Here is a 17207-nt window from a genome sequence, read left to right on the forward strand (position 1 = left end):
CGGACTCACTTAGTCCACGACCGTCCCTCATCCACCGCTATTAAAAAGGAAGGGGCGAAAGGGCCTTACAAAGTAGTCATCTTAACGCATCACCCCAACCTTCAGTATTCACTGCGTTCACGGCCGAAAAATTAGCCGAGCTCCACCTCGGCGGGGATGAGAAGTGTACGGTGAAAAACTATGTTGATCATACTTCCCCCATCCGAGACCAAAGCTCGAGGTGGCAGTGGAGCGCGGCTTTCTTGGGACACTCTCTCTTTCCCCGTGCTCAATCCCATCCGCCGCAGCATCGCCCGGGATCTTGGTGCCCTCCATCCTGATGAGGCTTTGCAGGTACTCAAAATTTCGGAAAACTTGAGAACAGAAGCCGTCTCGAATACACACCTTCTCCACTCCCCGACTATGCCCGCCATTGAACGCTTTCAAGGTGTGCTTTTCGATGCCCTCTCCGCCGATACTTTGCCCGTATTCGCTCGAGAGCGCCTAGCTGTTGGGGATGCACTATTCGGTCTGGTCAAGGCAGATGACCTCATTCCCCACTACCGCTTATCAGCTCATGCGAAGGTGCCTTACCGAGAGGATCGCAATATTTCTCCGGCACCGACGATGAAAAAAAGATGGGGTGCGGCCATCTCAGCGGAACTGGCGAAACTCGATGAACTGATTATAGATATGCGCTCAGGAGCTTATAGACAATTAGGCCCAGACAAACAGGCAATAACTGTTCGAGTTGAAAGCGTCAAGGCTGACGGGAGTCGGTCAGTTGTCAGCCACTTCAATAAGCATTATAAGGGGCTCCTCGCACGAGCGTTGGCTATCACTGACACGGAGCCGACGTGCGTGCAGGATGTATTAAAGACCGCAACTCAGGCCGGCTTCGATGTTGAACACGGTGGCGGGCGGGACATGATCCTTGTAGTTCGCCCCTCACAACCTCATCCCTAAGGCTACAGTCCCGCTACCTCGCCGATCACATATACAGCGGGCGGCTTAATGTGGTGAGTACTGAAGGTCTCGGCGAGGGATTCAAGGGTACAGCGGTACGAACGCTGCTCGCTGGTGGCTCCATTTTCTATAACCGCTGCTGGCATCGTTGGTCGCATCCCAGCATGAATGAGGCGTTCAGCGATTCGGGGAGCATTCTTAACACCCATGATGACCGCCAAAGTTCCCCCAGATTGAGCCAGAGCATCCCAGTCGATCAGACTCTGAGGATGCTCTGGCGGCAGATGTCCAGAGATAACCGTAAAGCTGTGTACAACTCCCCGTTGGGTAATGGGGATTCCTGCGAGAGCAGGAACTGAGATTGCACTTGTCACCCCTGGTACAACCTCGACTGTGAGGCCATGGGCGGAGAGATATTCAAGCTCTTCAAAACCGCGCCCAAAAACATACGGATCTCCTCCCTTGAGGCGAACAACTTTCTTACCAGCGCGAGCGTGCTCGACGAGTAGTTCATTGATCTTTGACTGAGCCACTTGATGACCGTATGGCAGCTTGGACACATCGATAATTTCTTTGCTGTCAACATTGCAGAGTCGGTCGAGTTCTTGGGTGGGGCCGAGGTGATCGACGAGTACTATATCGGCAGCTTGGAGTCTGTTCATTCCGCGAATGGTCATGAGATCCCAGGCGCCCGGCCCTCCACCGAGGAGCACAACTGGGTGGGTCTTGATTTCAGTCATGGTAAATAAGCATAGTCATAGATAAAGTAATCTCCATGCATCTGCATCAGGACTTCGCCGCCGCCCTTCCCGAACTGGTTCATCCCGCCACACCACCTCATTTTCCCAGCTTGCAACAAATTTATTGCAATACCGACGTGGCGACTTCCCTGCTCTTAAATCCGGCTGATCTCAGCGCAGATAGGCTGGCTAGCCTGCTGGAAAATAATTATCCCGCCATGGCTTATGCGGGCCACCAATTCGGTCACTTCTCTCCGCGCTTAGGAGACGGGCGAGCTTTGCTCCTCGGTGAACTCACAAAGGGCGAGGACGTGGTGGATCTTCATCTAAAAGGCAGTGGCCCGACCGTTTTCGCACGCGGAGGTGACGGAAAAATGCCGGTTGATGCAGCGTGGAAGGAAATTATCTACTCCCGAGCACTTACTGGTCTAAAAATTCCCAGCTCTCGCATTCTTGCGGCTTTTACCACGGGTGAAATGATAAAAAGAGAGCAACTGGTACCCGGCGCGCTCATCATTCGAGCAGCCTCAAGTCATATCCGCGTAGGAACTTTTCAATACGCTGCGACGCTGGGAGATAACGTCGTGCAGACCTTGTGTGATTATACGATCGCTCGTCACTATCCTCTCGCCCGCGGGCCCGAGCGTTACCGGGATTTTTTCTCCTCAGTAGTAGAGCGTCAAGCTCAGACGGTGGCGCTGTGGATGCGCCACGGTTTCGTGCACGGAGTGATGAATACTGATAACACCACATTAAGTGGGGAAAGTATTGATTTTGGGCCAGCAGCCTTTAGCGATACCTATAACGATGATGCCTGCTATTCGTCGATTGATACGCATGGACGTTATCGCTACGGTTACCAGCCATCGATTCTTGGCTGGAATTTAGCGCGCCTGGCTGAGTGCCTTGTTCCGTTGGTTGGACTCGAGTGGGCCCAGGAAACCATGGCCACCTTTGGTGAGGTGTATTACCGCCAGTGGCTCAAGTATATGGGTCGTGCGCTCGGGATCTCCCACCTCGAGCGGTCATACCTGGAGAGTACGATCGAGGAGTTTATGGAGTTGATGAAAAATGATCAGCTCGATCGCACGCTCGTCCTTCGAGCACTCAGCGAGCAGCGCGCTCTACCACAGGTGGGCGACCTCGTAGATTCGGGGGCATGGGCGTCTTGGATGGCTAGGTGGCGAAAAATGGATCCAAACTTCGCGGCGATGCTGAAGGTGAACCCCGTTTATATCGCCCGTAATCACCTCGTGGCGGCAAGTAGCGAGGACCCGCGGGTGCGCACCCTCCTCCTTGACGTTTTGGGGGATCCTTTTAGGCGCAGAACTGGGCAAGACTATGCGTTCTTGGAGCAGCTCGCTCCCCGGGACTTTGGACCCTACCACACGGTTTGTGGCACCTAGGAGGTTACTCGTTGGCACGCTTGAATAAAGCGCTGCACCATCTCAGGATAAGCGGCTGGATGAGTGTGTAGATAGGAAGCGTGGACGGTCGCCGTGGTGAAGCCCTCGCTCTTGGTATTACCGTAGTAGTCTTGCCACGCCCATGCGGGGTCGAAGCCCTCGGCGGTTTCCTGATCCACACCGCTGTGGTGAAATTCGTGGCCGGTAATGCGCTGTCCGGCACGGCATAGCAAATTATCGCCCAGTGCCACAGCGCTTCGGTAACCCAAGGTGAGACGCTTTTTCATACTCGCTGATACCGGGATCGCTCCAAGCATATGCCGCTCATCGAGGCGATCGACAAGCCATAAAAGCCCCGCACATTCCCCATGTACTGGCTTTTTCGCGGCGATATGTCTTCTGATATCCTCCCTTAAGCTGTCGCGGGAGGCGAGGATATCGGCATACTCTTCAGGGAAACCTCCTGGGATGATAATTCCCTCGCATGAAGGAAGTTCGTCGACGAGGGGGTCGAATTCCACGACTCGCGCTCCACCAGCCGCCAGCAGCTCACGATGCTCGGCATAGGAAAAATTGAAGGCAGGACCACTAGCAATTGCCACGGTAACAGCATTCCCACGGTCCATGAGGGCAGCGGGGTTCCAGCTGGGGCCGGAATAACTAGTGGAGGCGAGCGCAGCGATGGCATCGGTATCGCAGTAGCGGTCTACTAAATCAGCCATGTGGGCGATGGCTTCGGCCGCCTGGTGACCGTGTTCTGTGGCGGTGACTAGCCCGAGATGTCGTGATGGTACGGCCACCGCATCTTGGCGAGGTATGGCGCCCACCACGGGGATACCTTCGTATTCGACCGCCTGTGTACAAATATCGCGGTGGCGTTCGCTACCAACCATATTAAGGATGACACCTGCAATGCGAACATTTTTATCTGCGGTGGCGAAACCACGTACGAGGGCTCCTACTGACTGGCTCATACCGCGAATATCAACGACCAGAATAACGGGTAGCCCGAGTAGTCGGGCAATATCGGCTGAGGATCCGAGTCCATCAGGGATGCGGCCATCAAACAGTCCCATCACGCCCTCCACGACGGCAATATCGCATCCGCTGGAACCATGTCGATACAATGGCCCTATCAGATCCGCGCCACACATCACCATGTCAAGGTTGCGCCCGGTGCGTCCCGCGGCCAGTCCGTGATAACCAGGATCAATATAGTCAGGACCGACCTTGAAGGGCGCGACGGACATGCGGGCGCTGAGGGCCGCGATGAGGCCGGTGGTTATGGTCGTTTTTCCTGTCCCAGAGGCGGGGGCAGCGATTAAAATCCCCGGTGTTGTTGGCTCCCGATCCCGGGATCTCTGCGACTGAGCTCTATCTACCATTCGATTCCTTTTTGCCCTTTACGACCAAGGTCCATGGGATGCTTAACCTTGTGCATGTCGGTCACAAGATCGGCGAGTTCAATGAGTCGGGGGTGAGCATTGCGTCCTGTCATAACTATGTGCTGGACACCGGGGCGGTTGGAGAGGGTCGTGATAACATCGTCGATATCGATCCATCCCCAGCTAACGGGATAGGTGAATTCATCGAGCACATAGAAGTCGTGGTGTTGATGAGACAGGCGATGCTTAATTTCCTCCCATCCCTCGAGGGCTTGCCGAGCATGGTCAGCCTCGTTTCCTCGCTTTTTCGACCAGGACCATCCTTCTCCCATTTTGTGCCACTCCACTGCGCCCCCGATGCCCTCGTCGAGGTGGAGCTGGCCGAGTTTTTTGAAGACTGATTCTTCGCCGACTCGCCATTTGGCAGATTTGACGAATTGAAAAACTCCGATATTCATGCCTTGGTTCCACGCGCGCATGGCCATGCCAAAGGCAGCGGTGGATTTTCCTTTACCGGTGCCCGTGTGGACCGCCGTGACGGGGAGCATACGACGTTGCCGGGTTGTTAAACCGTCGTCGGGAATTGAAAGTGGGTCTAGTTGTCCGCGGGCCATCTCGGGTGCTCCTTAAAATAATAAGTTGTTACGTTTTCACTTTACGGGCTCTTGGGAAAGCTGGATGGGCAATAGTGTTTAGAATGCGTCAATAATACCTGTAACCGAATCAGCGTTTAATTCGTCGACTTTAATGAGTGCTCCGTGTATATTTTCAGCCAATTCACGAGCTAAACCGAGTTGGATACGTCCCGGTTTCTCGCAATCGATCACTATATTTGCCCACGCTTTTCGACGCGCGATGACTTCGCTGATGGTGCGTAGTCGCTGCAAACCATCAGGGCCGGTGGCGCGTCCATCAGAAAGAATCACTAGTATTGCTGGGCGTCCTGGCTCGCGGCGTAATTCCCGCTCGATGAGCTCCGATGCAAGGCTGAGTCCTTCAGCGAGCGGGGTGCGTCCTCCCGTTTTAACATCTGCTAGTCGTTTGAGGGCTATGTCGATGGAGCCGGTGGGTGGTAGGACGATTTTAGGATTCGTGCCTCTCACGCTAATGACAGCGACTTTATCGCGGCGCTGGTAGGCATCTCCCAGAAGGGATGTCACCGCACCTGTTACGGCAGCAAGGCGATCGCGCGCTGCCATTGATCCTGAAGCGTCGACTAAGAAGACAATGAGATTAGATTCCTTTGAGCGCAGGGTTGATCCCACGAGGTCATCGGGGATGAATTCGAGGCGCCCACCATCTATGCGCGCCCCCCGTTCGGCTGCATTGCGAATCGTTGCGACCATATTTACTCCGCGTCCCGTCGCGCTGGCGCGCACCACGGACCCTTCTCTGGTATGGGCTGCTTGCCGTCGTCCTGGAGTTGCCTCGTTTTCGGTCTTTCTCCGCTTACGGCGTAGCTGTCGGACTGCGAAAGGTAGCGCCCTGATCGGCGCTTACCTCCTCGGTTTCACTCATATCAGGAGTATTAGAGTCATCGTCTTGCGATGCGGGTGGCTGATCGCGATTGTGCTGCTCAGAGCTCTCAAAGGGATCTTCATCGGGGTGGGATTGTTGGGCCTGATCCATGACCTCATCGAGCTGTGATTCGTCGAGACCTGGCTCGTCGAATGGATTGCGACGCTTGCGGTGCGCAAGAGCTAATTCGGCGGCAACGCGTATATCTTCGTCTGTTACCTCCACGCGACCCTTGAGGGCTGCGTGGGCGATGGCTGTTCGAGCTATGACGAGGTCAGCACGCATTCCGTCGACATCGAAACTTGCGCAAATAAAGCCAATACGCTCCAAGTTGGTATCGCTGAGTTCGATCGATCCCACCAATTGTTTGGCCTCAGCGATCGTACGCTCAAGCTCTAATTCCTGCGCGCGCCACTTCTCGCAGAAAATTCTGGGGTTTCGATCAAATTCCAGGCGGCGGCGCATAATTTCGGTGCGCACCGCCACGTCCCGAGAAGCCTCTACTGCGACCGAGAGGCCGAAGCGATCGAGTAATTGAGGGCGCAACTCTCCCTCCTCGGGATTCATGGTGCCCACTAGAACAAATTTAGCGGCAGCAGAGTGAGAGATTCCATCGCGTTCGACGGTGACTATCCCTGTTGCGGCTGCGTCGAGAAGCGCATCAACGATGTGGTCGGCCAGTAAGTTGACCTCATCAACATAGAGCACGCCCCCGTTGGCGGCAGCCAGCAAACCTGGGCGGTATTCAGCTCTACCGCTGTGCAGGATGGTTTCCAGGTCGAGCGCGCCTACTACTCGATCTTCGGTAGCCCCAATCGGTAGATTGATCAAGGGCGCGCCTTCTAATAACCCAGCGAAGGCGCGAACTGTCGTGGTTTTAGCTGTACCTTTTTCGCCGCGAATGACAACCCCGCCAATTTGGGGACTAATGGCGTTTAGAAGGAGAGCCACCTGTAGTTTTTCATGGCCGACTACGGCGGAGAAGGGATATAGTGGAGGGATCTGAGCGCTCATATCAACCCAAACTTTCTTAGCCTCAAGCATAAAGGCCTCGGAGGACTACTAGTACCAGACCGCATGCGGGCCTCATTGTGGTCTACTTTAACCACAAATAAGGCCCGAGTGAAAAGCTACACTATTTTTCGCAGCCGTTACTCTTCTAATTGCAGAGTCTGCTGGGTATAGGCCCACATCTTGTTGAAGAGTTCCCGGTCAGTTCCGAGTTTCACTCCATAGGATGGCATCATTTCCTTGATTTTGTCGCCCCACAAGACCATGCGCTCTCCAAAGCAGTGTTCCAGAACCTCGACCATTGCTGCTGGAGCAATTGAAGCTCCGGGAGAGGCGCCGAGCAGCCCAGCGATCGAGCCATCGCGGTGGGAGATCAGGGTGGTACCAAACTCGAGGGAGCCGAATGACGGGCCAACCACCGGCTTGATGACCTGAACTCGCTGCCCTGCGACCACAACCTCCCAGTCATCTTCCTCGGCGAGTGGCATATATGCGCGCAGCGACTCCATTTTCGCGGAACGATCTTTCAGCAATTCCTGAATGAGGTATTTCGTCAATCCTAATTCGCGGACTCCGACAGACAATAAGGAAGGAAGGTTCGTTGGCTTGACTGAGTGCAAGAGATCAAACCAGGAACCATTCTTGAGGAATTTTGGCGTCCATCCTGCATAGGGGCCAAATAGAAGTCCCCTCTCACCGTCGATCATTCTCGTGTCGAGGTGGGGTACCGACATCGGAGGCGCCCCAATATCGGCTTTGCCATAGACCTTGGCATGATGCCGTGAGATAATCTCTGGATTTGTACACCGCAACCATTGCCCCGCCACGGGGAATCCGCCGTAACCGCGGATCTCTGGGATTTTGGATTTCTGCAGAAGTGGGAGAGCCATGCCGCCCGCGCCAACGAATACAAAATTGGCGCGATAGGTCGACTCTTCACGGGTGTGAACGTTGCGTACTGTGACCTTCCACTTCTTGCCCTCTCGTTTGATGTCGGTTACCTCATGTCCGTAGCGGATTTCGGTACCCTCCTCGGCGGCGTTTTTCAAAAACTGCCGAGTTAATGCACCATAGTTGATATCGGTCCCGCCATCGAACCAGGAGATAGCCACTTTTTCGTTGGCATCTCGACCCTCGGCCATCAGCGGCAGCTTGGTATTGAAAACTTCGCGGTCATCGGAGTATTTCAGTCCTGTGAATAGCGGATGCTGGGCAAGCGCTTCATAACGCTTACGCAAATACGACACCTGATCGGGGCCTCTGCCAAAAGAGATATGAGGCACCGGGTGAATGAATTGCCGCGGATTGGGTAAAACTCCTTGGTTGACTTGGAAGGCCAAGAATTCCCTTGATAATTGGAAGCGCTCATTGGTCTGAAGAGCGGTGGAGATATCAATGCGCCCGTTGACTTCCGGTGTGTAGTTCAACTCGCACAGTGCTGAGTGACCCGTGCCTGCGTTATTCCAGGGCGACGATGATTCCAGCGCCGCACCATCGAGGCGTTCGAAGATGAGCTGCGACCACTGCGGCTCTAATGTGCGCAGCATAGCGCCTAGGGTAGCGCTCATAATCCCAGCGCCGATGAGGATGACGTCTACATCATCCTCCACTGTTTTTCCCGCGGTCATCGAGTCATTTATGCCATTATTCATAGTAAGAACTTCCTTGGTTAGATCTGTTTCTGAAAGCATATCTAGCTTGAAACGGTCTAGTAGCTATCTCGTTGCCCGTAGCGTGCTGACAACTATCCTTGTGAGAAAATGATAAGAATAAGTGTACGCCACTCCACCCTAGTGAGTGTGACCCAAGACAAATGGTACCTACTCGCCATCATAGACTCGATCCTTGCACTGAGGCTGTGCGTAAAGGCCTCATATGCCCACCCCTTTTTAGGTGTCCCATTCATCTGCTACCCCTATCCATCCATCCTTTATTGAGTTACACCTTGATACTTCTGAGGCCTTTTCCAGCAGTTGGCTGGCCCATTACCGTGATCTACATCTATCCCTCAAGCCACTGATATAAAACTCGGGCTACACTACGAAGTATGAAATCACCGACGCATTCCGAACGCTCCTATAGCCCAGATCTTCCCCGAAAAAAGGTGCCGCCTGCACCTCCGACTTGGGATACGGCTCAGTGGGAGGACGATATTCTAGGCTCGGAATTCCGGCAGCTTACTTTTGATCTGGGGTCTGACCCGGACGAGGAAGGACGGGTGAGTACCACCCTCATCCGGCACCAAAGTCACCGCACAGAGCCAGCCCAAACGGCCGTCCTCTATATCCACGGTATGACCGACTACTTTTTTCAGACACATTTAGCCGAGCACTTTTCCCACAACAGTTTTGACTTCTTTGCTCTTGATTTGCGTAAATGTGGGCGCTCTCGACAGGCGGGTCAAACGTGGCACTATACCTCGCATATGGATCACTACTACCCGGATTTGAGTACCGCGGTGGATTTCCTCAGCTCGAAATACGACTCCATTGTGCTCATCGGTCACTCGACTGGCGGACTCGTTGTCGTCGACTGGCTTGATCATATTAGGCGTACAAACCCGACCCTTCACTCCGTGGTCACAGCCGCTATTCTCAATTCCCCGTGGTTTGATGTCCCACTCCCGAAGGCATTGTATCCTTTTGCTTACCTGTTGATCGGAACCGTAGGCTATTTCAAGCCTTTCACCCCGTTTACGCTCGGGAATTTAGGTACTTACGGAGAGTCCGTGCACAAGGATTACTCTGGGGAATGGGATTTTGATACACGGATGAAACCGATTGGGGGGTGCCAGAAGTACTTTGGGTGGATGCGTGCAGTGATGAGGGCGCAGCTCAAACTGCGTCGCCGCACCATCAACACAGGAGTTCCGGTCCTTACTCTGTGTTCCTCGAGGTCGCACACGTCCATGGTCATCGACGATTATTCTCATCGGAGTGATACTGTGCTCGATGTTGATCAGATAAAACAATGGGCGCCCTTTGTTTCCTCACACTCGACCATCGTGGAGATCGAGGATGGTATGCACGATCTATATCTATCTCCGCGGCCCGTCCGCGACCGAGCTCTCCAGGCCTCGACGACGTGGCTGCAACACCTTCAGTAATCCCTCGTTATAAGGAATTTTATGAAAACTGCTCATTTTGACCTCATCGTTATAGGCGCCGGTTCTGGAAATATGATTCCAGGCGAGGACTTCCGCGATAAATCCATCGCTATCGTAGAAAAGGGCGCGTTTGGCGGCACCTGCCTGAATGTAGGATGCATTCCTACTAAAATGTTTGTCTACGCCTCCGAGGTGGCGGGCATGATAGCCGAATCTGAGAAGTACGGCATCGCCTCCGAGCGCGGCGAGATTGATTGGAACAGCATTCAAAAACGCGTATTCGAGGAACGCATTGACCCCATCTCAGCGGGCGGCGAGGAATACCGACGCGGTCCTCAGACGCCTAATATCGAGGTTTTTGATCAGCACGCTCGTTTCACCGGCCCCCGCACTATTCGCACCGCTCAGGGTGCAGAGGAATGGGAAATTACCGCTGAGGACATCGTCATCGCTGCTGGCGCTCGGCCAAGAATCCCCGAAGTAGTCCGGGATATTGATTTTTTTACTAACGAAAATATCATGCGCATCGAGCGCCTTCCTGAGACGATGGCGGTGTGGGGTGGCGGCTTTATCGCTCTCGAATTTGCCCATATCTTCCATCAGCTGGGAGTAAAAGTAACCATCATTAACCGTTCGGATCTTCTCTTGCGGCGATTGGATGCTGATATCGCCGAGCGGATCACGACACTTACAGCGCAGCAGATGGATACCCACGTGGGTGTCGAGATTGTTAAAGCTGAGCAGTCAAAAGAAACAGGAGCCGTGGATCTCGTTCTCGACAATGGTCACACCGTGCATGCAGATATGTTGCTAGTAGCAACCGGGCGCATCCCTAATGGAGATTTGATGGATCTAGAAAAGGCTGGCATCGAACTCGATGCAGGTCGGATCAAGGTCGATGATTTCGGGCGCACTACGGCTGAGGGCGTATGGGCTCTGGGAGATATATCCTCACCATTCCAGCTCAAGCACGTTGCTAACGCAGAGTCCCGGGCGATTAGCCACAATCTCCTCCACCCTCATGATCTCGTTCCCATGCCCCATGACAACGTGCCTTTTGCCATTTTCACCCATCCTCAGATTGCTAGTATAGGTCTCACGGAGGCTGCCGCACGCCAGCAGGGTCATGAGCTAACCGTGAAAATCCAAGACTACAAAGATGTAGCCTACGGATGGGCTATGGAGGACACCACGGGCTTTGTCAAACTTATTGCAGATAGGGACAGTGAGAAACTTTTGGGAGCCCATATAGTTGGCCCCCAAGCTTCCACCCTGATCCAGCCGCTGATCACTGCGATGTCTTATGATCTTAATATCAAAGAATTTGCCCGCAAGCAGTACTGGATTCACCCAGCTCTGCCGGAAGTTGTGGAAAATGCTCTCTTAGGACTGGAGTTTGCGTCGGCCTAAAATCTGCACGTACCCCCGCGATCTCTACGTAGCGATCGCGGGGATATTTTAGGATATTTCCTGAAGAAGCTGATCGAGATCCCAATGGTCTTCAATATGGTCCGCGATCATATCGAGTTGTGTCAACCGTTCAGCTGCGAAATCGGTAGTGGGGCTGATAACAAAATCGTTTTTTCCTAGCGCACCTGCGATGTCTCCGAGGAATTCACGCCGGAAGTTGTTATTTTCCATTTGCCCGTGCCGATGAGTGCCAAAGAAGTTTCCGCGCCTTAATCCCTCGCCTGAAATCCACGGGTCATCGTGTGCTCGCACCAGCTGGCCATAGTGCACTTCATAGGCCCCGTGGTCATGACGGATCAGGGTTTTGGTGTCGGCGAATTCTATATCGGCATCGAAGAAATTTAGGCCCTGAGCTGAGGTCTGATCACTAGATTCGACTGTATCGACGATGGTCTTGCACATCATTTGAAATCCCCCGCAAATTCCAAGCGTCGGTAGATTATTGATGCGACGGTGCTCGAGGGCTGCGGCGATGTGAGTATCATGCAGCCATTGTAGATCCGAGAGAGTGGATTTACTCCCAGGGATGACAACTAGATCAGCTTCGGCGATATAGTCGGGATCGACACTGAAACTTGCATTTATCCCAGGTTCGGTGGCGAGTGCCTCGATATCGGTGGCGTTAGAGATACGCGGCAGCCTGATAGCTGCAACGTTAATGCGCTGTGAGCCGAGGGCCTGCTGGTGCGGGCCGATGGTAGCTCCAGGTTGGGACTGCAGGGAATCTTCTGCATCGATCCACAAGCCCTCGATAAAGGGCAAGACGGCTTTTGTTGCCACACCGGTGAGTCGCTCTAATTCTGCCAATCCCGGCTCGAGTAGTGATTGTGTTCCACGGAATTTGTTCACTACAAAACCTTGAATGCGAGCTCGGTCTGCGGGACTAACGATCTGGTGTGTGCCGTAAAAATGGGCTAAGACCCCACCACGGTCGATATCTCCGACAAGATAAACGGGCAAATTCGCTTTCTCTGCAAGACCGAAGTTCGCTATATCAGTGTGACGGAGATTGATCTCGGCGGGAGATCCCGCCCCCTCACAGATGACGAGGTCAAATTCCTGTTCAAGTTCTTTCAACGCTGTCACCGCTACATCGCGAATATGGCTACGGTGGTGAAAATAATCGTGGGCGCTTACTACTCCCATCGCTTGGCCTCGCACGACAAGCTGGCTAGTGCGATCGCTGCCGGGTTTGAGCAGAACTGGATTGAATTTTGTCTCCGGCTCAAGACCTGCAGCAAGGGCCTGGAATGCCTGTGCCCGTCCGATCTCACCACCATCAGGGGTGACGTCAGAATTATTGGACATATTTTGGGCTTTGAAGGGTGCTACTGCGACGCCGCGGCGATAGAAAGCGCGGCAAAGTCCGGCTACGACCACGGATTTACCCGCGTCGGAAGTACATCCTGCTACTAAGAAACTCACCATATTATTCGTTACCCGTGAATAGGCTATGAGCCGGAGCTGGGAATAGTGAGAATTTCATTCCCGTCGTCTGTGATCACGAAGGTATGTTCGAATTGTGCGGTGAATTTGTGATCGGTATTTTGCACGGTCCACCCGTCTTTCCAGATCCGGTAGTCTAGGGATCCCAGATTAATCATGGGTTCGACGGTTAAGGTCATTCCTGGTTGTAGGGTATCCGTATAGGCGTCGGAATCATAGTGGAGAACCACGAGTCCGTTATGGAAGGTGGGCCCCACTCCGTGGCCAGTGAAATCCCGTACTACGTTATAGCCAAACCGCTTGGCATATGATTCGATCACGCGACCAATCACATTGATTTTACGGCCTGGTTTGGCCGCGCGAATCCCTCGCATTGTTGCCTCGTGCGTGCGCTCGACGAGGAGGCGGTGTTCCTCCGAGACGTTGCCAGCGAGAAAAGTAGCGTTAGTGTCGCCATGCACTCCATTTTTGTAAGCCGTGACGTCTATATTGACTATATCCCCGTCCTGAATCACCGTGGAATCGGGAATTCCGTGGCATACGATCTCGTTAAGCGATACGCAACAGGACTTGGGAAAACCAAGATAACCTAGGGTCGATGGGTAAGCGCCGTGATCGAGCATATACTCGTGAGCAATACGGTCGAGCTCGTCGGTAGTCACTCCTGGGGCGACTGCCTTACCAGCTTCCTGTAGGGCGCTGGCGGCAATGGCGGATGACTCCCTCATAGCTTCGATGACCTCGGGGGTCTGGATAAAAGGCTCGCCCATATTTTCACGAACCTTTTTCTTCCACACATACTCTGGTCGTTCTATGCTATCCGGGACGGTGCGAATCGGAGTGGGTTTTCCAGGCTTAATGGGACTTCTTTTCTGCATGAGTTCTATCGTAGTACGCCCCCGCTTCAGGTCGCGATTTTCTACCCGACCAGATCATCTTCCTATTGCCCGCCCTCTCTTAGCTCATCGAGACGACTAAAGAAGCGATCGGTCATCGCTACAGCCGATTCTGAACCCCCACCGAGGACGATGAGCGTGGCAAATGCGATATCATCACGATACCCTGTAAACCATGAGTGGGATCCTGAGTTAATTTCGGCCTCGCCTGTCTTCGCGAAAATCTTTCCACCAGCGCGCATTCCGGCGGCCGTGCCCCCTGGTTCGGTCACGGCACCCATTAGAGCCCGCAATTGTTCGATAGTAGCTGGATCGGGATCTTTCTTCTTTCCTGTTACCTTGGTGTCAAACCCAGAGATCAGCCACGGGAGTGGAGTTTTTCCGGTTGCGGCGGTCGACGAGGCCAAAGCAAGCCCAAATGGACTGACTAAAACCTCTCCTTGGCCGTAGCCGGACTCTGTACGTTCAAGGGGCTTCTCCCCTGTGGGGACCGAGCCAGTCACGGTGGCGAGTCCCGGGATCTCATAGTCCACTCCGAGGCCGAATTCCTTAGCGACAGCCTGCAGTTCTCCTGCGTGCAAGTCGGTTGATATCTGTGCGAATGTCGTGTTGCAGGAACGCGCAAACGCGGTTTCTAAGGGAACATTTCCGAGGCTGAAGCCACTATAGTTATTGACTATGCGTCCATAGATATTCATCGAACCAGGGCAAGGGACCACAGTGTCGGGGTGAAGGCCCCCTTGTTCGATACCCGCTGCAGCGGTGATAATTTTAAATGTCGAACCAGGTGGGAATAGGCCCGTCAGGCCGAGGGCACCTTGTTTATCTGCTTCTTTTGTTTGAGCCACCGCCAAAATCTCTCCCGTTGTGGGGCGTAGTGCGAGAATTATGGCTTGTTGCTCACTGCGCATCGCCACGGCTTCCTCCGCAGCCCGTTGCACAAGATGATCCAAACTAATCTCGATGGCGGGAGCAGTATCCGGTTCGTGGTGCTCGATGGTATCAATCACCGCTCCATCGTGGGTCACCACCACGATACGCCAGCCGTTGACTCCGTCGAGACGATCGTTGACGAGGTGGGCCACACGGGACACGATCTCGGGCGCAAATCCCGGATCTGTTGACACCATCGCTGCTTCTTCGTGGAAAATTATTCCCGGTTTTCCTCCCAAAATAGCCTTGATCTGAGCTGATATTTCCTTGCGCGCGGTGGTCACCGAGTAAACTCCGCTGGCTTCTTGTAGATTAGCGGCTAGAGTGGCCTCATCGATAAGGAGAGCGTTGGGATCAGTGCGGTGAATCTCGGCGAATGCTGCCGCAATGGCCCGTGCCATTGCTCGTCGATCCCCTACTTGATCGAGATCGACCAGGATCCGATCCACAACTCCCGGAACGAGTACTGCTGCCCCATCAGAGGAAATGATGCTTGCCCGTTGGGCATTAATGGCACGTAACTCTAGGTGCTGATTGGCCCCTAAGCGCGGGTGAATTATCGAGGGCTGCCAACGGATCACCCACTGATCGTTGAATTTATTTAAAACCAGAGAGCTCTCATATTCCAAAGTGCGCTCGCGCGGGATAATCCATGTGAGCTGGTAGTAGACTGTAGCTAGAGTTTCACGCGCCTCGACCTTTGTGATAGTAGCCTCGAGAGCGTCGGCTTGCAGCCCTTGGAAAGTTTCCGCGAGGACATTTTCCGCGTCTTTCGGTATATCGGTAAGAGCAGCGGCTGCGGCGAAATCTTGGTCGATAAAGTGGGAGAGAAATTCTTGCGCTATTGGCTTTACTGCGGCTGGTTTAGGGGTACAGGCCGTAAGCGAAGCGATGAGGAAAACGGCGCATACAAGGGCCTGCGGTGACCGCAATAAAGCTCTGATCATGGGAAAATTTTAGCACTCAGCCATGTGCTTATTGCGATGGCGCACCTATTTCTTTGATCGAGACAAAACCCGACGGTCTTGAAGCGGGACCGTCGGGTTATATGCGTGGAGGAAATCTTTAGGATGTGATGGAAACTTTAGTGGTTCCACCCTCTTTGATTTCGAGGCCCTCAGCCTCAGCAATCTTCATAGCTTCTTCGATCAAAGTTTCCACTATCTGGGATTCCGGAACCGTCTTTATAACTTCTCCCTTGACAAAGATTTGCCCCTTGCCATTACCGGAAGCTACTCCCAGATCGGCGTCTCGGGCTTCCCCAGGTCCATTGACCACGCAACCCATAACAGCGACTCGCAGTGGAATATTCATGCCGTCAAGAGCAGCCGATACTTCTTCGGCTAGGGTATACACGTCAACTTGAGCACGTCCGCAGGATGGGCATGAAACAATTTCGAGGCCACGTTCACGAAGTCCCAGCGATTGCAGGATTTGGTCGCCAACTTTGACTTCTTCTTTTGGATCCGCCGACAGTGACACCCTAATCGTATCGCCGATTCCCTCGGATAAGAGTGCACCAAAGGCAACAGCAGACTTGATCGTGCCTTGGAAGGCTGGGCCGGCCTCGGTAACGCCAAGATGAAGCGGGTAATCACACTGCGCAGCTAGTTGGCGGTAGGCTTCCACCATGATGACTGGGTCGTTGTGTTTGACAGAGATCTTAATGTCGCCGAATCCGTGTTCTTCAAATAGAGAAGCCTCCCACAGCGCAGATTCCACGAGGGCCTCAGGCGTGGCTTTCCCATATTTCTCTAGTTGGCGCTTATCGAGGGATCCAGCGTTAACACCGATCCGAATGGGAACCCCAGCTTCACCGGCCGCTAGGGCCACCTCTTTAACTCGGCCGTCGAATTCCTTGATATTTCCTGGATTAACACGCACTGCCGCACAGCCTGCTTCGATAGCTGCGAAAATATATTTCGGCTGAAAGTGAATATCGGCAATCACTGGAATGGGCGATTTCTTCGCAATAATCGGCAGCGCTTCAGCGTCGATGGGTTTGGGGCAGGCAACGCGTACGATATCGCAGCCTGATGCCGTAAGCTGCGCAATTTGCTGCAGGGTGGCATTGATATCGTGCGTCTTGGTGGTTGTCATTGATTGAACTGAGATGGGATATTCGGAACCGACGCCTACGCTACCAACCTGCAGTTGACGGGTGGTGCGCCGTGGGGCCAAAACTCGGGGCGGAGTTGAGGGAAGACCTAAACCTATCGAGGTAGACACTGAAACAGTTACTCCTTTATCCGTCATTCCCCAAGGGGGAAATGAAAAATGTGCGAAGCCTCAAATCGGACTTAATGAGTTAGTAAACCGGTGCTTCTTTTTCATAGCCTACCACCGACGTG

Annotated in this window: 14 protein-coding genes; 4 read left to right on the top strand and 10 right to left on the bottom strand. The window is 53.6% G+C overall.

The features are described 5' to 3' along the window. Positions 1-180 precede the first annotated feature (180 nt). Positions 181-945 (top strand): peroxide stress protein YaaA, encoded by a 765-nt coding sequence (yaaA, locus tag NXS13_RS01550; RefSeq protein ID WP_259076322.1) that lies wholly within the window; start codon positions 181-183, stop codon positions 943-945. Positions 946-947: 2 nt separating this feature from the next. Here yaaA and cobA read toward each other — a convergent pair whose 3' ends face one another. Next, entirely contained in the window at positions 948-1685 is a 738-nt protein-coding gene (gene cobA / locus NXS13_RS01555; protein WP_259076321.1) for a uroporphyrinogen-III C-methyltransferase, read from the bottom strand. A 35-nt stretch (positions 1686-1720) separates the two neighbouring features. Here cobA and NXS13_RS01560 point away from each other — a divergent pair, with 35 nt between their 5' ends. Continuing rightward, the gene (locus tag NXS13_RS01560; protein ID WP_259157678.1) at positions 1721-3091 is read left to right on the top strand and encodes a protein adenylyltransferase SelO family protein; all 1371 of its coding nucleotides are present in this window, start codon (positions 1721-1723) and stop codon (positions 3089-3091) included. Here NXS13_RS01560 and NXS13_RS01565 read toward each other — a convergent pair. The 5 genes from NXS13_RS01565 to mqo all read right to left on the bottom strand — a co-directional run bounded on the left by NXS13_RS01565 (position 3088) and on the right by mqo (position 8645). Then, positions 3088-4476, bottom strand: coding sequence for a cobyrinate a,c-diamide synthase (locus tag NXS13_RS01565; RefSeq protein WP_259289255.1), 1389 nt, complete (start codon positions 4474-4476; stop codon positions 3088-3090). The genes NXS13_RS01560 and NXS13_RS01565 overlap by 4 nt on opposite strands. Next, a complete protein-coding gene (gene cobO / locus NXS13_RS01570; protein WP_259076315.1) occupies positions 4470-5090 on the bottom strand; it encodes a cob(I)yrinic acid a,c-diamide adenosyltransferase in 621 nt (206 codons plus the stop codon). The genes NXS13_RS01565 and cobO overlap by 7 nt, the downstream gene beginning before the upstream one ends. Positions 5091-5168: 78 nt before the next feature. Beyond that, the gene (locus NXS13_RS01575) at positions 5169-5855 is read right to left on the bottom strand and encodes a VWA domain-containing protein (RefSeq protein WP_259157849.1); all 687 of its coding nucleotides are present in this window, start codon (positions 5853-5855) and stop codon (positions 5169-5171) included. Between the two features lie 70 nt (positions 5856-5925). After that, positions 5926-7008: an ATP-binding protein gene (locus tag NXS13_RS01580; protein ID WP_259289256.1), complete on the bottom strand. Its 1083-nt coding sequence runs from the start codon at positions 7006-7008 to the stop codon at positions 5926-5928. A 137-nt stretch (positions 7009-7145) separates the two neighbouring features. Beyond that, positions 7146-8645 carry a malate dehydrogenase (quinone) gene (gene mqo, locus NXS13_RS01585; RefSeq protein ID WP_259077087.1) on the bottom strand — a complete coding sequence of 500 codons (1500 nt, stop codon included), beginning with the start codon at positions 8643-8645 and terminating at the stop codon, positions 7146-7148. Positions 8646-9052: 407 nt separating this feature from the next. On the opposite strand from mqo, the gene NXS13_RS01590 reads away from it, so the two are divergent. Next, complete coding sequence (locus tag NXS13_RS01590; RefSeq protein WP_259076312.1) at positions 9053-10111, top strand: alpha/beta hydrolase; 1059 nt, start codon at positions 9053-9055, stop codon at positions 10109-10111. Between the two features lie 21 nt (positions 10112-10132). Then, entirely contained in the window at positions 10133-11521 is a 1389-nt protein-coding gene (mtr, locus tag NXS13_RS01595; RefSeq protein ID WP_259157674.1) for a mycothione reductase, read from the top strand. Positions 11522-11569: 48 nt separating this feature from the next. On the opposite strand, the gene NXS13_RS01600 is transcribed toward mtr, so the two are convergent. From NXS13_RS01600 to ispG, 4 genes are all read right to left on the bottom strand, one after another. Continuing rightward, positions 11570-13009: a cobyric acid synthase gene (locus NXS13_RS01600; RefSeq protein WP_259157671.1), complete on the bottom strand. Its 1440-nt coding sequence runs from the start codon at positions 13007-13009 to the stop codon at positions 11570-11572. Between the two features lie 23 nt (positions 13010-13032). Then, entirely contained in the window at positions 13033-13905 is an 873-nt protein-coding gene (gene map / locus NXS13_RS01605; RefSeq protein ID WP_259076306.1) for a type I methionyl aminopeptidase, read from the bottom strand. Between the two features lie 62 nt (positions 13906-13967). After that, the gene (locus tag NXS13_RS01610; RefSeq protein WP_259289257.1) at positions 13968-15803 is read right to left on the bottom strand and encodes a penicillin-binding transpeptidase domain-containing protein; all 1836 of its coding nucleotides are present in this window, start codon (positions 15801-15803) and stop codon (positions 13968-13970) included. Positions 15804-15921: 118 nt separating this feature from the next. Continuing rightward, positions 15922-17112 carry a flavodoxin-dependent (E)-4-hydroxy-3-methylbut-2-enyl-diphosphate synthase gene (ispG, locus tag NXS13_RS01615; RefSeq protein ID WP_259076302.1) on the bottom strand — a complete coding sequence of 397 codons (1191 nt, stop codon included), beginning with the start codon at positions 17110-17112 and terminating at the stop codon, positions 15922-15924. Between the last annotated feature and the right edge of the window lie 95 nt (positions 17113-17207).

The sequence above is a fragment of the Corynebacterium sp. ES2730-CONJ genome, assembly GCF_024834055.1.
Lineage (GTDB): Bacteria > Actinomycetota > Actinomycetes > Mycobacteriales > Mycobacteriaceae > Corynebacterium.